Below are 14,620 nucleotides of genomic sequence, written 5' to 3' on the forward strand. Positions count from 1 at the left end.
TGTGCGGATCACCGACACCTCGCTGCGCGACGGCAGCCACCACAAGCGCCACCAGTTCACCCCCGAGGAGGTCGCGGCGATCGTCGCCGCGATCGACGCCGCCGGGGTGCCGGTGATCGAGGTGACCCACGGGGACGGCCTGGGCGGGTCGAGCTTTAACTATGGGTTTTCCAAGACTCCCGACCAGGAGTTGATCAAGCTGGCGGCGGCCACGGCCAAGGACGCCAAGATCGCCTTCCTGATGCTGCCCGGGGTGGCTACCAAGGAAGACATGAAGGCCGCGCAGGGCAACGGCGGTGTGATCTGCCGGATCGCCACGCACTGCACCGAGGCTGATGTGTCGATTCAGCACTTCGGCTTGGCCCGCGAGTTGGGGTTGGAGACGGTGGGGTTTTTGATGATGGCCCACACCATCTCTCCGGAGAAGCTGGCTGCGCAGGCCCGGATCATGGCCGATGCGGGTTGTCAGTGTGTGTATGTGGTGGATTCGGCTGGTGCGCTGGTGCTCGAAGGGGTGGCCGACCGGGTGGCCGCGTTGGTCACCGAGCTCGGTGATGACGCGCAGGTGGGTTTTCACGGGCATGAGAACCTCGGGCTGGGGGTGGCCAACTCGTTGGAGGCGGTGCGTGCCGGTGCCAAGCAGATCGACGGGTCGGTGCGCCGGTTCGGTGCGGGTGCGGGTAACGCTCCGGTGGAGGCGTTGATCGGGGTGTTCGACAAGGTGGGGATCAAGACCGGTATCGACTTCTTCGACATCGCTGATGCCGCTGAGGACGTGGTGCGCCCGGCGATGCCCGCCGAGTGCGTGCTGGACCGCAACGCGTTGATCATGGGCTATTCCGGGGTGTACTCGAGTTTCCTCAAGCACGCCGTGCGCCAGGGCGAGCGCTACGGCGTGCCCGCCCATGAACTGCTGCACCGGGCCGGGCAGCGCAAGCTGATCGGCGGCCAGGAAGACCAGCTCATCGACATCGCACTGGAAATCCAGCGAGAGCGAGCCGCGAAATAACCGCAGCATGACGGTGCGGCCGCAGGCCCAGTCGATTCTGGAGCAGCTGGCCGGACCGCAGGCGCGGCTGCGTGACGACCAGTGGGCGGCGATCGAGGCGCTGGTGGTGGCGCGCCGCCGCGCGCTGGTGGTGCAGCGGACCGGCTGGGGCAAGTCGGCGGTGTATTTCATCGCCGCGAAGCTGCTGCGGGCCAGTGGGCACGGTCCGACGGTGATCGTGTCGCCGCTGCTGGCGCTGATGCGCAACCAGGTCGCCGCGGCCGAACGCGCCGGTGTGCACGCGGCCACCATCAACTCGTCGAACGTGACCGAGTGGGCCGACGTACAACGCCGGGTGGCCGCGGGCGAACTCGACGTGCTGCTGGTCAGCCCGGAGCGGCTCAACAATCCCGACTTCCGCGATCAGGTGTTGCCGGCACTGGCCGCCAAGGCAGGGCTGGTCGTGGTCGACGAGGCGCACTGCGTCTCGGACTGGGGACACGACTTCCGGCCGGATTACCGGCGTATCCGCACCCTGATCGCCGAGCTGGGCGCCGACATCCCGGTGCTGGCCACTACGGCAACCGCCAACGACCGGGTGGTCTCCGACGTCGCCGGCCAGCTGGGGGTCGGCGGTGGCGACACCCTGGTGCTGCGTGGCGGCCTGGACCGCGAATCGCTGCGGATGTCGGTGGTGCACGCCGGTGGTCCAGCGCAGCGGGCCGCCTGGATCGGCACTCACCTGCAGCAGCTGCCCGGATCCGGGATCGTCTACACGCTCACCGTGGCCCAAGCCCACGATGTGGCCGCCGACCTGCGCGCGCAGGGGTTCGCGGTGGCCGCCTACACCGGTTCGACCGACTCGGCCGATCGCGAGCAGCTGGAGGCCGACCTGCTGGCCAACCGGGTCAAGGCGCTGATCGCCACCTCGGCGCTGGGCATGGGATTCGACAAACCCGATCTGGGATTCGTCGTCCACCTGGGCGCACCGTCCTCGCCGATTGCCTACTACCAGCAGGTCGGTCGCGCCGGGCGCGCCACCGCCAGCGCCGAGGTGATCCTGTTGCCCGGCACCGAGGACTCCGACATCTGGCGCTACTTCGCGTCACTGGCCTTCCCGGCGGAGTCCTTGGTACGCAAGGTGATCGGCGAACTGTCCCATGATCAGCCGCTGTCGACGCCGGCGCTGGAAGCGCGGGTCGACCTGAACCGGTCGCGGTTGGAGATGGTGCTCAAGGTCTTAGATGTGGACGGCGCGGTGCGCCGAGTCAAGGGCGGCTGGCTGGGCACCGGAGCCCCGTGGACCTACGACGAGGCGCGCTACCGCAAGCTCGATGAGCTACGCCGGGCCGAGCAGCAGGCCATGCTGGACTACCAACGCACCGACGGTTGCCGGATGACCTTTCTGCGGGCCCAACTCAATGACCCCCAGCTGCAGGCAGGGGAGCGCTGCGGACGGTGCGACAACTGCGCCGGACCGCGGTTTGACGCCGCCGTGGATCCCAGCGCCGCCGCCGCCACCCGTGAGCGGCTGATGCGTCCCGGCGTGGAGATCACGCCGCGGCGACAGTGGCCGTCGGGGCTGGCGCAGCTCGGCGTCGACCTGTCCGGCCGGATCGCCGACGGGCCGGAACCGGGCCGGGTCATCGGCCGTCTCACCGACCTGGGCTGGGGTGCACGGCTGCGGCGGCTGCTCGACGAGCCGGACCGCGAAGTGCCCGACGAGGTGGTGCGTGCGGCCGTGAGCGTGCTGGCCGGCTGGGAGTGGCGGACCCGGCCGACCGCGGTGCTGGGCCTGGACTCGGCAACGCACCCGGTGCTGATCGGCTCGTTGACCGACCGGCTGGCCGAACTCGGCCGCCTGACCCGGTTGGACACCTTGCGGTATGCCCCGAACCGGCGCGCGACGGCGGCGGCGAACTCGGCCTACCGGGTCGCCGCGCTGCAGGGTTGCTGGCTGCCGCCGGCGGAACTTCCGGCCGATATCGGCCCGGTGTTGCTGGTCGACGACGTCACCGACACCGGGTGGACGTTGACCATGGCGGCCCGGGTGCTGCGGGCTGCGGGCGCCCCGCAGGTACTGCCGTTCGCCCTGGCCAGCGTGAACTGAAAACGCGGGTACCGTCGAGTGATGAGCGGTATTACTCGAGCGATCGCGGTCAGCTTGCTCAGCGTGGCCGCGGTACTGACACCGGTGGCCAACGCCGCACCGCAGCAATGCGACCAGACCTTCGGCAACTCCATCGACGCGTACCTGAACCGACACCCGGACGTCCGGGCCGAGCTAGACGAGAAGGGACGGCAGGAGGATCCCGGCGCCCCCAACCCGGTGCTGTCCTACCTCGAACGGCACCCGCATGTACGGGAGGCGTTGATCACGCTGTCCCAGCAGTGTGTGTGACGAACGGCGACCGGAACACATAGCGGCTGGTGGGCACGGTGTCGATGTTCAACTGCGCACCGAACGCGCTGACACTGGCGATCATCCGGCCCACCCGATCGCTGAGGTCGGCCTCGTCGGCCGCGCCGTAGAACGCGTACGGGTCGGACACCGCCTCGTCGGGGAAGTTCTCCTCGACGATGGCGTCGATGCCGGGTGCGTCCTCGGTGATCGGGCGGATCACGACATTCTGGGTGTAGCCGAAGGTCGCCTGGGTGTCGATCGCGACCTGGGTGTGGTCGATGTGCCAGCGGTGCAGCCAGGTCGCCTCGTCCAAATCAGCCGGCCGCCGCAGTAGCGCCACATTGGCCAGCCCCCGGGTACGGCGGCCCTCGCCGAGGTCCGGCGGCGGCATGGGCATCGATTCGGTCACCAAATATGCTGCCGCCGAATCAGATTCGGCCTCGATCAGTGCAATGGCTGCCCGGGTCGCTTCGCCGTAGTACTGCTGGGTCCACAGGCTGATGACGGCCGCCGCCGGCGGATCCAGCGTCGTCAGGGTCATCATGGAGTCGCGCACCGGCTCGTCGCGCACGTTGACCACGACGCCCGGCAGCCCCAGATCCAGTAGTTTCGCCGCGATCGGACCCCGCAGATTCTGGCACCATTGGTCGCTGAAATCGGCTGTACGCGCGACGATCATGACCTTTTCCATCGATGTCTCCTTAGCCGGTTGCGGCGCGGAACGCCGAGACGAGTTCGCCCAGCAGCTCGGTGGCCCGGCCGATGTCCTTGGGTAGTGAGCAGGTGACCCGCACATCGGTGACCCCGGCGGCTACCAGTGCCGGTGCGGAGGCCGCGGTGGCCGCGGTGTCCAGGGAACCGTCCGGGTTCTTGGCGGTGGTGGCGTGGCCCAGTACCTGCAGGCCGGTCGGATCGCCGCCCAGTGCGGCGATGCGGTCCTTCATCGCCGCGATGGCACCGGCCGGGTCGTGCATCGCCGGACCCCACGGGATCCAGCCGGACCCGAACCGGGCCAGCCGGCGCGCCACCGCGTCGTTGACGGTGCCGCTCACCCAGATCGGAACCCCGCCTGCGGCAACGGGCTTGGGCATCTGGTGAATGTTCTGGAACGACAACTCCGGGGACGTGTAGCTGCTGCGCTGCTGGGTCCACAGCGTCTGGCACACCTCCAGGGTGTGATCCAGCAGTCGCCCGCGGCGCTCGAATGACAGTCCGGCGGCCTCGTACTCCTCGCGTTGCCAGCCGACGCCCACGCCGAGATCCAGCCGCCCTCCCGACAGCACATCCAGGGTGGCCAGCTCTTTGGCCAGCACCGCCGGACGGCGCAGTGCCGCCAGCAACACCGCAGTGCCCAAACGGATGTGAGTCGTGGTCGCGGCCAGCGCGGTGAGCACGATCAGCGGATCCAGCCACTGTCCGTCGGGCCCGGTCGGCTGGCGCCCGCCGGCGATCCCGCCGAGCCGAGGGTCGGCGTACGCATCCGGATTCTCGCCGAACACCACGTGGTCGGAGACCACCACCCGATCGACACCCGCAGCGTCCATCGCCGCGCCCAGCGCCAGGGTGGTGCCCCAGTCGTGACCGGCGTCGTCGGTGAAGGTCTTCAGCTGCAACGAGATCTGGGGCTTCCGGGCAGCAGTCATGAGCGCACCTGACGTACCGGGCGAGATTCGATCGCGTCGATGGTCAACTCCCGCCGCGCGATTCGCCAGCCCTGTCCCAGGCGGTGATAAGCGTCGCGGTAGCGCAGATACCAGACGTAATCGGTGAGCTTGCCGTCGTGCTCGATCCAATGGTGCGCTACCCCGGTGATCTCTCCGCTCGCGACGTCGGTCGAGGTTGAGGTAGAGGCGGTGTAGACCTCGCCGACGATGCCGTGCTGGGTGCGGGTTACCGCGGCCAGTGCCGACATCGCATCCCGCACGCCGGCGTGGCCGTGGTGGCGCACGCATGGCTCCAGGTGATCCGGCGGATCCGGCAGGACGAGTTCGGCGTCGGCGGTGAACAATTCGGCTACCTCGTCGAATCGTCGCGCATCGACGTAGCTGGCGTAGCGGTGCACGAGCTCGGACAGCTCCAGGCGGGACGCAGTCGACAAGACCAGCGCCGTCATGTCGCCGAACCTAACAGCCAAACGGGCTTGGTTCCGCCCAGTTGCGCGGTGAGCGCCTCGGCGGTCCGCAGCAGTCCGCGCGCCCACTTGGTGATCTCGGAGTCGGTCAGTGCGCGCTGGGCGTGCAGCGACACCACCATTGCCTGGCGTTGATGGTGATCGTAGACCGGCGCGGAGATCACGCTGATGTCGTGGCGGCCCCGGCTGCCGGCTTCGCCACGCAGATAGACCCGTTCGCCGATATCGGAGACCAGCTCGCCGAGCAGGGCGCGCAGCTCGTCGGGCAGATCGCTGGGCAGTCCTGCCATCAACCCGTAGAGCCGCTGCCCGCCGGGTGTCAGTCGCTCGACCAGGTAGCCGTCGGCACGGCATTCGTCGACGACGCGTTGTAGGCGCTCGCTCTCCGATCGCAGCGGGATGGTGGGCTGGCGGGCCAGCCAGTCCTGCAGCGCAGGGTCGTCCCAGAGCACGAACATCAATCCGACGGGAGGCGCGAACGGATAACTCTGGCCAGCCTGAACTCCCAGCCGCGCATTGGGCGCCGCCACCAGCTCCAGCACGGTGATTCGGTCGTCGACCACCGCGCTCAGCGCCGCAGACGTGGCGAAATCCGCGGACAGCCGCCGCAGTTGCTCGCGCGCCTCGGGACCGACCCGCAGCGACTGTTGGGCCGCGCGACCGAGCGAGATCAGGCCCGCCCCGAGCCGGTAGGTCTTGGCGGGATCGTCTCGCCTCAGATAGCCGGCGTCGGCCAGGGCGTTGGCGATGCCCAGGCAGGTCGGCTTGGACAGCTCGGTGCGCCGGGCCAGTTCGGACAATCCAAAGCTCTGGTCGGGGTGGCGGGCCAGAAAGTCCAGGATCGTCACCACCCGCTCGGTCGGCGGGGACGACCGCACGACTCGTGGGGGCGCCGCTTGTTCAGGCACAGCCATTGCAGCATGCTACCGCGACCGTCTAAAGTCGGTTCGAGATATCTACCATGTCGGTCCAATATTGAACCAATCGACGATCTGTGAGGTGTTGCAGCGATGTACTCCGAACCCCTTTCGGCCGCGATCGCCGAGGCGGAGAAGCTGGTCGCCGCGGCTCCGCACATCGAGACCGAGGCCGACTTGCTCGAGGGCCTGCAATACCTGGCCGGCGGCGTCGAGGCGTGTGTGCACGCCGCCTTCAACAGCGAGCGTGACCACCCGTTCTTACTGTCGGGCACCGGGCCGTTCACCAAGATGGGTCTGGACAACCCCGACACGCTGTACTTCGGCACCGTCGTGCGCCCCGGCAATGACTACGTGGTGCAGGGGACCCGGGGGACCACCACCGACCTCAGTTTCCAGCTGCTCGGAGGCGAATACACCGACGACAACGTCCCGGCCAGTGAGGCCGCCTTCGACGACCGCGAACTCGATGTTGCCGCCGACGGCACCTTCACCTGGCGCTTCCAGCCGAAGGCGCCGGCGCAACTGGTGATCCGCGAGGTCTACAACGACTGGGCCGCCCAGCGCGGCACCCTCTCGATCGCCAGGACCGACACCGAAGGCACCGCACCGCCGCCGTTGACCCGCCAGTTGATCGAGAAGCGTTATGCGGCAGCGGGAAAACAGCTGATCAACCGCATCAAGACCTGGCTCGCGTTCCCACAGTGGTTCTACCTGAACCTCCCGGTCAACACTATGGTGGCGCCGCGACTCACGCCGGGCGGTCTGGCCACGCAGTACTCGTCGGCCGGGCACTACGAGCTCGCGCCCGGCCAGGCGCTGGTCATCACCCTGCCGGTGTCGGACGCGCCGTACCTCGGCTTCCAGTTGGGCAGCCTGTGGTACATCTCGCTGGACTACATCAACCACCAGACCTCGCTGAACGGCACTCAGGCGCAAGCCGATCCGGACGGCAAGATCCGGATCGTGGTCTCCGACACCGATCCCGGGGTCACCAACTGGGTCGAGACCCTGGGCCATCGGCGCGGGTTCCTGCAGTTCCGCTGGCAGCGGGTGTCGCGGCAACTGACCGAGGCCGACGGTCCGACCGTCGAGCTCATCGACGTCGACGCCGTGCAGTCGGCACTGCCCTTCTATGACCACAACAAGATTTCGCAAGAGGACTGGCGAGCGCGAATCGCGCAGCGGCAGCAGCAAATCGCTAACAGAATGCTGGGGTGAAGATGACGGGAATGCTGACGAGCAAAGTCGTCGTGATCAGCGGGGTCGGGCCGGGCCTCGGCAGCACGATGGCCACTCGGTTCGCGGCCGAGGGTGCCGACCTGGTGCTGGCCGCGCGCAGCGCCGATCGCCTGGAAGAGGTGGCCAAGCAGGTCAGGGCCGCGGGGCGCCGTGCCCTGGTGGTCCCGACCGACATCACCGACGACGACCAGGTAACCCAGCTGGTGGAGGCAGCGTCGGCCGAGTTCAACCACATCGACGTGTTGATCAACAACGCCTTCCGGGTACCGTCGATGAAGCCATTGGCGCAGACCACATTTCAGCACATCCGCGACGCCATCGAACTCAGCGGGCTCGGCGCGCTGCGGCTGACCCAGGGCTTCACGCCGGCTCTGGCCGCGGCGAAGGGCTCGATCGTCAACCTGAACTCGATGGTGATCCGGCACTCGCAGCCCAAGTACGGCGCATACAAGATGGCCAAGGCTGCGCTGCTGGCGATGTCGCAGTCGCTGGCGTCCGAACTGGGCGAGCAGGGTATCCGCGTCAACTCCGTTGCACCCGGATACATCTGGGGCGACACCTTGCAGAGTTACTTCGCCCACCAGGCCGGCAAGTACGGCACCACCGTCGAGCAGATCTACGCGGCCACCGCCGCCAACTCCGACCTGAAGCGGCTGCCCACCGAGGACGAAGTGGCCTCGGCGGTGCTGTTTTTGGCCAGCGACCTGGCCAGCGGCATCAGCGGCCAGGTTCTCGACGTCAACTGCGGGGAGTACCACAACTGATGACCGCTCGTACCAATGTCGGCACCGTCGAGGATCTGCACGCCTCGGCCACAAAGATGGTGGGTCTGGACGACTTCGGTCCCGACGACGACAATTACCGCGAAGCACTCGGTGTATTGCTGGACTCCTATCGCAGCGAGGCCGACCTCACCGAGTTGGGCAGCAAGATGAACCGGTTCTTCCTGCGCGGTGCGCTGGTGGCCCGGCTGCTGTCACAGGCCGGCTGGAATGCCAATCCTGAGTACACCCAGGTCGGCATCGAGCGGCCGATCTTCGTCACCGGGCTGCCCCGCACCGGAACGACCGCGCTGCACCGGCTACTGGGGGCCGATCCGGCGCACCAGGGCTTAGAGATGTGGCTGGCCGAGTTTCCGCAGCCGCGGCCGCCACGCGAAACCTGGGACAGCAACCCGGTTTACCAGCAGATGAAGGCCCAGTTCGAACGGCACCATGACGAGAACCCGGACTACACCGGGCTGCACTTCATGACCGCCGACGGCCTGGAGGAATGCTGGCAGCTGCTGCGCCAATCGCTGCACTCGGTGTCCTATGAGACGCTGGCGCACCTGCCTACTTATTCACGCTGGCTCTCCGAGCAGGACTGGACCCCGGCGTACCAGCGGCATCGCCGCAACCTGCAGCTGATCGGTCTCAACGACACGGACAAGCGGTGGGTGCTTAAAAATCCCAGCCATCTGTTCGCGTTGGACGCGATCATGGCGGTCTATCCCGACGCGCTCATCGTGCAGTGCCATCGGCCGGCCGAGACCATCCTGGCGTCGATGTGCTCACTGGCTCGGCACACCACCGAAGGTCAGTCGAACACCTTCGTCGGCGCGCAGATCGGCGCCGACGAGATGGAGACCTGGGCGCGGGGGCTGGAGCTGTTCAACAGCCAACGCGCCCAATATGACCAGGCCCAGTTCTGCGACATCGATTACCAGGATTTCGTCGCCGACCCGCTGGCCACCGCCGCGGGCATCTACGAACGCTTCGGCCTGCCGCTCTCCGACGAGGCGCGCCAGGCCATGGCCGATGACTATGCCGCCAGCAAGACCGGCCCGCGCGCGCCCAAGCACGAATACTCGCTGGCCGACTACGGGTTGACCGCCGAGCAGGTCCGGGAGCGCTTCGCCGGCCTGTAGCCGCGCCAGCAGCTTAGTGACTGCTCGCAGGGCGTGGGGCTAGTCGATGCCGTCGCCGGGCGGGGGAGCGCTGGAGCCCTCCTCCAGATGGCCCTCGGCGACCGCGTGCGCAATGCTCTTGGAGAGCTTCGGGCAGCCGCGGCTGCGACTACTGGAGTGGCCGGCCTCGCGTTCGGCGGCGAAGTAGGCACACTGCTGCACCGCCGCTGAATTCCATTGCACCGAGGTGTATCCGGGCCCCAGCTTCTTGACCTCGACGGTGGCGGTGCAGTGCCGGCATTCCACCGGCATCAGACCCGAATGCAGGTAGCGGTCGGTATCTCGTTCGGTCGCAGCACGAATCGCCTCGTAGCGTTCCGGGTCGACCGGAAACAGCGGTTGCCGCGAGTAGCGGGTGTCGGGCCCGTCGTCGGGGGAGTCGCCGTGCTCGCCGTGGTCGTCGTGCGGACCGTAGAACATCAGCATGGACCGGGCCAGCTCACCGGCGTCGGGAACCTCGCGGGCCATGGCGCCAGGCCTACTCTGCGTTAACGGTTTCGGAAGCCTTTGCGGCTTTCGCTTCCTCTTCCTGCACCCGCAGGTTCTCGGCGACTTCGGCGTTCCACTTCTCGTTGGCCACCGTCGCGTCGATCTCGATCTCGAAGCGATCGGTCATCTCGGGCGTGACGTCGGCAGCGTCGACGTAGAACTGCGAGTACCACCGGCGCAGCTGGTAGACCGCGCCGTCTTCCTCGACTAGCAGCGGGTTCTCGATCCGACTCTTGTGCGTCCAGATCTCCACGTCCTGCAGGAAGCCCTTGCTGACCCCGTCGGTCATGGCGTCGGCGATCTTCTCGGTCGTCGCGTCGTCGAGCCCCTTGGGCTTCTGCACGATCACGCCCCACATCAGCCGGAACTGGTCCTGGCTGATCGGGTAGTGGCAGTTGATCAGGATCGACTCGGCCTTGAAGCCGCCGTAGCTGTTGTGCAGCCAGTTGATCATGAACGACGGGCCGAAGTAGGAGGCCTCGGAGTCCAATTCCGAACCGCCGTAACTGGTGCCCAGGCCGGGCACGTCGGAACGGCCGACATTGTGCAGGTACTGCGAGGCGACGTGGCCCTCGAAGACGTTCTTGAACGAGGTGGGCAGGCCGTAGTGGATGTAGAAGAAGTGTGCGAAGTCGGTGACGTTGTCGATGATGTCGCGGCAGTTGGAGTCGATCACCATGGAGTTCCAGCGCCAGTCGGTCCACTCACCGCTCGACCACTCCGGGATCTCCGGGATCCGCACCTCGTCCGGCGGCGGGTTGCCTTCGGGGTCGTTGTACATGAACAGCAGCCCGCCGCGCACGTCGGTCGGGAAGGACTGGGTGCGCGCCACCCGCGGGGTCCGCTTGGAGTACGGCACCAGTTTGCAGCGCCCGTCGCCGCCCCAGCGCCAGTCGTGGAACGGGCAGGCGACCTCGTCGCCCTTGATCTCACCGCGGCTCAGGTCGCCGCCCATGTGGCGGCAGTAGGCGTCGAGCACGTGCAGCTCACCCTGCGAGTCGGCGAAAACCACCAGCTTGGCGCCGAACGCGTGAATCGAGTGCGGCTTGCCGTCCTGGAAGTCCTTCACCGGGCCCAGGCAGTGCCAGCCACGCGCATAGCGGTCCGGCAGTGTTCCGGTATCGATGTGGCGGACGCCGACCTCGGCGTTGTCAGTGCTCACCTGTTGCCTCCAACCTTCGCTTCTAACTAGAACACGTTACAGTTTTGACGCCTGTTTACGCAATAAGCCCTGCTGGTTCGGGGTCTTTCGTCCCTGGTATATGTGGATGATGCAGCTGTTCTCCTTCAATGGCCGGGCGCCCAAGATCGATCCCACCGCCTTCGTGGCTCCCACCGCCACGCTCATCGGGGACGTCACCATCGAAGCCGGGGCCTCGGTGTGGTTCGGCGCCATCCTGCGCGCCGACGACGCGCCGATCGTGGTGCGCGAGGGTGCCAACGTGCAGGACGGCTCGGTGTTGCACGTGCCGCCGGGCGTTCCGGTGGACATCGGCCCGGGCGCGACGATCGCGCACATGTGCCTCATCCACGGCGCCAACATCGGCGCCGAGGCATTGATCGGCAACCACGCCACCGTGCTCGACGGCGCGGTGATCGGCAGCCGCAGCCTGGTTGCGGCCGGCGCGACGGTGCTTGCCGGCACCAAGATCCCGGCCGGGGTGCTGGTGACCGGCTCGCCCGCCGTCGTCAAAGGCCCGATCGCGGGAACCGGAGCAGAGATGTGGATCAACGCCAACCCGCCGTATTACCGCGACCTGGCGAAGCGGTACCGCGAAGGCATGGAGCCGGTCGCCGAACAGTGACCGGCCGGCGCCGCAAGGCCTACATCTTGGCCTAGATCTTGCGGGCCGTCTTCGCGGCGCGGTCCAACTCCCAGTAGGCGCGCAGCGCGACCAGTTCACCCTTGTTGTTGGCCCGGTAGGTGAACACACCCTCGGTGACGATCTGATGACCGCCCATGGTGATGGTGATGTTTCCGGTGTTGGCTTCCTCGTCACCGCACTGGAAGGTGTCGGAGAAGTTGAACTCGATCTTGTCGGTGCTCGCGATGGCCTTGTCCCAGAACGCCGAGATCTCGTCGCGGCCGCGGTGGCCCTTGCCCTCGGGGTCGAAATGCGACGGCCCGATCGGGTCTTGCACGATCGCGTCGTCGGCGAAGTTGGCCAGCCAAGCTTCCTTGTCGCGGGCAGCTACCGCGTCACGGGAGCGCTTGCCCGCAATGTGGGCGGGGTGATCTGCGTTCATGCGGGTCTCCTCCTCAGTTGGCGGGCTTGTCGGCGCCGACAACCCACATCGAGTAGTACTGTGAGCCGCCGCCGTAGGCGTGACCCAAGGCCTTGCGGGCATTCGGGACCTGGTGGTCACCGGCCTTACCCATCACCTGGATCGCCGACTCGGCGAACCGGATCATGCCCGAGGCGCCGATCGGGTTGGACGACAACACGCCGCCGGAGGCATTGAACGGGATCTTGCCGTCGATCGCGGTCTCGCCGGCCTCGGTGAGCTTCCAGCCCTCACCTTCGGGAGCGAACCCGAGATTCTCCAGCCACATCGGCTCGAACCAGGAGAACGGCACATACACCTCTGCGCAGTCGATCTCGTCGATCGGGCTGGTGATCCCGGCTTCCTTCCACAGCGCCGCCGCAGCGTCTCGGCCGGCCTGCGGATTGACCTGATCGCGACCGGAATAAGCCAGTGGCTCGGTGCGCAGTGCCGTGGCGTGGATCCAGGCCACCGGATGCCCCTCGGCGATCCGCGCGTCAGCGATCTCCTCGTTGCCGATCACCATTGCGGCGGCACCGTCGGAGGACGGGCAGGTCTCATCGAATCGGATGGGATCCCACAGCATCTGGGAGGCCATCACCTTCTCGAGCGTGATGTCCGGTTGATGCAGATGCGCCAGGGGATTGCGGGCTCCGTTGAGCCGGTCCTTGACCGCGACCATCGCTCCGATATGCGTCGGCGCGCCGGAGCGGCGAATGTAGGCCCGCACGTGCGGGGCGAAATAGCCACCGGCGCCGGCCCCCACCGGCTTGGTGAACGGCACCGGAATGCTCAGCGCCCACATGGCGTTGGACTCCGACTGCTTCTCCCAGGCCATGGTCAGCACCCGCCGGAACTTGCCGGACTTCACCAGGCTCGCGGCCACGACCGCGGTCGAGCCGCCCACCGAGCCGGCGGTGTGCACCCGGATCAGCGGCTTGCCGGTGGCGCCGACGGCGTCGGCCATGAACAGCTCGGGCATCATGACGCCCTCGAAGAAGTCCGGAGCCTTACCGACCACCACTGCGTCGATGTCGTCGAACGTCGAGCCCGAATCGGCCAGCGCGCGATCGATGGCCTCACGCACCAGGCCGTTCATCGACACGTCCTGGCGCTTGGCGACGTACTTGGTCTGCCCGGTGCCCAGCACCGCAGCGAGCTGGCCCATCAGTTGCGTCCTTCCATCACCGCGACCAGGTTCTGCTGCAGCGCAGGTCCGCTGGTGGCGTGGGCCAGTACTCGGCCCGCCGAACCATTGAAGATGTGTTGTGCGGCAAAGCCGATGCGCTCCAGTCCCGCGACGAACATCGGATTGGCCGCCAGGGCGCCGCCGGAGGGGTTCACCTTCGTTTTCGACGGCAACTGCATGGCTTCGGTCAAAATCAGGTGCTGATGGGTGAACGGCGCGTGGATCTCAGCGACGTCCACCGCCGGCATGTCGTCGCCGGTCGCCACGCGAGTGGAGGCGGTGGTCGACGGGGAGCGGGTCAGATCCCGGCTGCCCAGCACCGGAGACTCGATGCGGTGCTCGAATCCGGTGATCCAGGCCGGGTTTTCGCACAGTTCGCGAGCCCGGTCGCCGGCGGCCAGAACGATCGCGGCCGCGCCGTCGGTGATGGGTGCGATGTCGTGCCTGCGCAGCGGGTCGGCGAAGAACGGGCGTGCCAGCAGCTCGTCGAGGTCGGTCGACGACTCCACCGAGTCCACCCGGTCTGACGCGGCGAACGAATCCATTGCCACCCGGGCCATCTGCTCGCGGGTCCACTGACCACTGTCCAGCCCGAGCCGGGCCTGCAACGCTGCGATCGAGACCGCGTCGGGCCACAGGGGCGCAACGGTGTAGGGGTCGGTCTGCAGCGCCAGGATCCGGCGCAGCTGGCCGGCCGAGGACTTGCCGAAACCGTAGGCCAGCGCGGTGTCGACCTCGCCGGTCAGCACCTTGATGTAGGCCTCATAGAGCGCCCATGCGCCGTCCATCTCCACGTGCGACTCGTTGATGGGCGGAACCGCGCCGATCGAGTCGATCGCTGAGATGAACGAGAATGCGCGTCCGGCAAGGTAATCCGAGGAACCCGAGCACCAGAAGCCGATGTCGGTCTGGGCGATGCCCAGGTCGGAGTACAACTGGGCGAAACACGGCATCAACATCTCGACGCCGTTGGTGGTGCCGTCGGTGCGGCGAACGTGCGGGGCGTGGGCGAAACCCACCACCGCGACATCGCGTTGCGTCATGCTG

16 protein-coding genes are annotated in these 14,620 nt (G+C 67.3%); 7 read left to right on the forward strand and 9 right to left on the reverse strand.

What is annotated here, in order from left to right; translation table 11 throughout:
• The first annotated feature begins 1 nt into the window (after window position 1).
• From dmpG to N416_RS0111170, 3 genes are read left to right on the forward strand one after another with little or no spacing between them, the layout of a single operon-like run.
• A complete protein-coding gene (gene dmpG / locus N416_RS0111160; RefSeq protein ID WP_081654537.1) occupies window positions 2-1,009 on the forward strand; it encodes a 4-hydroxy-2-oxovalerate aldolase in 1,008 nt (335 codons plus the stop codon).
• A gap of 7 nt (window positions 1,010-1,016) precedes the next feature.
• On the forward strand, window positions 1,017-3,098 hold the full coding sequence (locus tag N416_RS0111165; RefSeq protein WP_024442190.1) for a RecQ family ATP-dependent DNA helicase: 2,082 nt from the start codon (window positions 1,017-1,019) through the stop codon (window positions 3,096-3,098).
• A 21-nt stretch (window positions 3,099-3,119) separates the two neighbouring features.
• Window positions 3,120-3,389, forward strand: a complete 270-nt coding sequence (locus N416_RS0111170; RefSeq protein ID WP_024442191.1) for a hypothetical protein — start codon at window positions 3,120-3,122, stop codon at window positions 3,387-3,389.
• Here the strand turns inward: N416_RS0111170 and N416_RS0111175 are convergent.
• Genes N416_RS0111175 through N416_RS0111190 form a run of 4 tightly spaced genes read right to left on the reverse strand, consistent with a single transcriptional unit; the run spans window position 3,364 to window position 6,437 of the window.
• Window positions 3,364-4,083, reverse strand: coding sequence for a hypothetical protein (locus N416_RS0111175; protein ID WP_024442192.1), 720 nt, complete (start codon window positions 4,081-4,083; stop codon window positions 3,364-3,366). The two genes, N416_RS0111170 and N416_RS0111175, sit on opposite strands and share 26 nt — an antisense overlap.
• Window positions 4,084-4,093: 10 nt before the next feature.
• Entirely contained in the window at window positions 4,094-5,035 is a 942-nt protein-coding gene (locus N416_RS0111180) for a TIGR03619 family F420-dependent LLM class oxidoreductase (protein ID WP_024442193.1), read from the reverse strand.
• On the reverse strand, window positions 5,032-5,505 hold the full coding sequence (locus N416_RS0111185; protein ID WP_196805132.1) for a nuclear transport factor 2 family protein: 474 nt from the start codon (window positions 5,503-5,505) through the stop codon (window positions 5,032-5,034). The genes N416_RS0111180 and N416_RS0111185 overlap by 4 nt, the downstream gene beginning before the upstream one ends.
• Window positions 5,502-6,437: an IclR family transcriptional regulator gene (locus N416_RS0111190; RefSeq protein WP_024442195.1), complete on the reverse strand. Its 936-nt coding sequence runs from the start codon at window positions 6,435-6,437 to the stop codon at window positions 5,502-5,504. The genes N416_RS0111185 and N416_RS0111190 overlap by 4 nt, the downstream gene beginning before the upstream one ends.
• 96 nt (window positions 6,438-6,533) lie before the next feature.
• On the opposite strand from N416_RS0111190, the gene N416_RS0111195 reads away from it, so the two are divergent.
• From N416_RS0111195 to N416_RS0111205, 3 genes are read left to right on the forward strand one after another with little or no spacing between them, the layout of a single operon-like run.
• Window positions 6,534-7,661, forward strand: a complete 1,128-nt coding sequence (locus tag N416_RS0111195; RefSeq protein ID WP_024442196.1) for a hypothetical protein — start codon at window positions 6,534-6,536, stop codon at window positions 7,659-7,661.
• 2 nt (window positions 7,662-7,663) lie between these two features.
• Window positions 7,664-8,446, forward strand: coding sequence for an SDR family oxidoreductase (locus N416_RS0111200; protein WP_024442197.1), 783 nt, complete (start codon window positions 7,664-7,666; stop codon window positions 8,444-8,446).
• The gene (locus N416_RS0111205; RefSeq protein WP_024442198.1) at window positions 8,446-9,591 is read left to right on the forward strand and encodes a sulfotransferase; all 1,146 of its coding nucleotides are present in this window, start codon (window positions 8,446-8,448) and stop codon (window positions 9,589-9,591) included. The genes N416_RS0111200 and N416_RS0111205 overlap by 1 nt, the downstream gene beginning before the upstream one ends.
• A 39-nt stretch (window positions 9,592-9,630) precedes the next feature.
• Here N416_RS0111205 and N416_RS0111210 read toward each other — a convergent pair whose 3' ends face one another.
• Window positions 9,631-10,098, reverse strand: a complete 468-nt coding sequence (locus N416_RS0111210) for a hypothetical protein (protein WP_024442199.1) — start codon at window positions 10,096-10,098, stop codon at window positions 9,631-9,633.
• 10 nt (window positions 10,099-10,108) lie between these two features.
• Window positions 10,109-11,281, reverse strand: coding sequence for a Rieske 2Fe-2S domain-containing protein (locus tag N416_RS0111215; protein ID WP_024442200.1), 1,173 nt, complete (start codon window positions 11,279-11,281; stop codon window positions 10,109-10,111).
• A 109-nt stretch (window positions 11,282-11,390) separates the two neighbouring features.
• Between N416_RS0111215 and N416_RS0111220 the strand changes: the two genes are divergently transcribed.
• Window positions 11,391-11,924, forward strand: coding sequence for a gamma carbonic anhydrase family protein (locus N416_RS0111220; RefSeq protein ID WP_024442201.1), 534 nt, complete (start codon window positions 11,391-11,393; stop codon window positions 11,922-11,924).
• Window positions 11,925-11,955: 31 nt separating this feature from the next.
• Here the strand turns inward: N416_RS0111220 and N416_RS0111225 are convergent, their stop codons facing one another.
• From N416_RS0111225 to N416_RS0111235, 3 genes are read right to left on the reverse strand one after another with little or no spacing between them, the layout of a single operon-like run.
• The gene (locus tag N416_RS0111225; RefSeq protein ID WP_024442202.1) at window positions 11,956-12,366 is read right to left on the reverse strand and encodes a nuclear transport factor 2 family protein; all 411 of its coding nucleotides are present in this window, start codon (window positions 12,364-12,366) and stop codon (window positions 11,956-11,958) included.
• Window positions 12,367-12,379: 13 nt separating this feature from the next.
• On the reverse strand, window positions 12,380-13,555 hold the full coding sequence (locus N416_RS0111230; protein WP_192830880.1) for a thiolase domain-containing protein: 1,176 nt from the start codon (window positions 13,553-13,555) through the stop codon (window positions 12,380-12,382).
• Complete coding sequence (locus N416_RS0111235) at window positions 13,552-14,616, reverse strand: thiolase domain-containing protein (protein ID WP_024442204.1); 1,065 nt, start codon at window positions 14,614-14,616, stop codon at window positions 13,552-13,554. The genes N416_RS0111230 and N416_RS0111235 overlap by 4 nt, the downstream gene beginning before the upstream one ends.
• Window positions 14,617-14,620: the final 4 nt, after the last annotated feature.

Origin of the sequence: Mycobacterium sp. UM_WGJ (assembly GCF_000455125.1) — a bacterium.
Lineage (GTDB): Bacteria > Actinomycetota > Actinomycetes > Mycobacteriales > Mycobacteriaceae > Mycobacterium.

Bases quoted from the DNA above. Each gene is read 5' to 3' on its own strand.
- N416_RS0111190 (WP_024442195.1), bottom strand. From the start codon at position 6,437: ATGGCTGTGCCTGAACAAGCGGCGCCCCCACGAGTCGTGCGGTCGTCC.
- N416_RS0111180 (WP_024442193.1), bottom strand. From the start codon at position 5,035: ATGACTGCTGCCCGGAAGCCCCAGATCTCGTTGCAGCTGAAGACCTTC.
- N416_RS0111235 (WP_024442204.1), bottom strand. From the start codon at position 14,616: ATGACGCAACGCGATGTCGCGGTGGTGGGTTTCGCCCACGCCCCGCAC.
- N416_RS0111165 (WP_024442190.1), top strand. From the start codon at position 1,017: ATGACGGTGCGGCCGCAGGCCCAGTCGATTCTGGAGCAGCTGGCCGGA.
- N416_RS0111225 (WP_024442202.1), bottom strand. From the start codon at position 12,366: ATGAACGCAGATCACCCCGCCCACATTGCGGGCAAGCGCTCCCGTGAC.
- N416_RS0111170 (WP_024442191.1), top strand. From the start codon at position 3,120: ATGAGCGGTATTACTCGAGCGATCGCGGTCAGCTTGCTCAGCGTGGCC.
- N416_RS0111220 (WP_024442201.1), top strand. From the start codon at position 11,391: ATGCAGCTGTTCTCCTTCAATGGCCGGGCGCCCAAGATCGATCCCACC.
- N416_RS0111185 (WP_196805132.1), bottom strand. From the start codon at position 5,505: ATGACGGCGCTGGTCTTGTCGACTGCGTCCCGCCTGGAGCTGTCCGAG.
- N416_RS0111210 (WP_024442199.1), bottom strand. From the start codon at position 10,098: ATGGCCCGCGAGGTTCCCGACGCCGGTGAGCTGGCCCGGTCCATGCTG.
- N416_RS0111200 (WP_024442197.1), top strand. From the start codon at position 7,664: ATGACGGGAATGCTGACGAGCAAAGTCGTCGTGATCAGCGGGGTCGGG.
- N416_RS0111195 (WP_024442196.1), top strand. From the start codon at position 6,534: ATGTACTCCGAACCCCTTTCGGCCGCGATCGCCGAGGCGGAGAAGCTG.
- N416_RS0111205 (WP_024442198.1), top strand. From the start codon at position 8,446: ATGACCGCTCGTACCAATGTCGGCACCGTCGAGGATCTGCACGCCTCG.
- N416_RS0111175 (WP_024442192.1), bottom strand. From the start codon at position 4,083: ATGGAAAAGGTCATGATCGTCGCGCGTACAGCCGATTTCAGCGACCAA.